Source organism: Nitrosospira sp. NpAV (assembly GCF_000832065.1).
Lineage (GTDB): Bacteria > Pseudomonadota > Gammaproteobacteria > Burkholderiales > Nitrosomonadaceae > Nitrosospira.
The window spans coordinates 1-471 of record NZ_JXQM01000315.1; the positions used below are offsets into that span (position 1 = coordinate 1).

The window sequence follows — 471 nt, forward strand, 5'->3', positions numbered from 1 at the left end:
GTTCATCGAAGGCGACAACCTGGATGCGTTGAAGCTGTTGCAGGAGACGTATCTGGGCAAGGTGAAGATGATCTACATTGACCCGCCGTACAACACGGGCAATGACTTCATCTACGAAGATGACTTTGCTGAGGATGCAGGTGAATACCTGCGCCGCTCGAATCAAGTGGATGAAGATGGAAATCGACTGGCTGCCAATACCGCAGCAAATGGACGATTCCATTCCGATTGGCTAACCATGATGTATTCCCGGCTGCGCCTCGCTCGAAACCTGCTGCGAGATGATGGTTTGATATCTATCACCATTGACGATGGAGAGGTGGCTAGCCTGCGTCATTGTTGTGATGAAATTTTTGGGGCCACAAATTTTGTGGCGCAGATTGCATGGGAAAAACGGTACACCAGATCGAATAATGCCAAGAGGTTTTATTCATTGAAGGACAACATTCTTGCCTTTCGGTGTTCGGAGTC

1 protein-coding gene is annotated in these 471 nt (G+C 48.8%); it reads left to right on the forward strand.

Translation table 11 applies throughout. The annotated features are described in order from the left end of the window. On the forward strand, positions 1-471 hold a 471-nt coding region (locus SQ11_RS16250; protein ID WP_198140928.1), incomplete at both ends, for a DNA methyltransferase.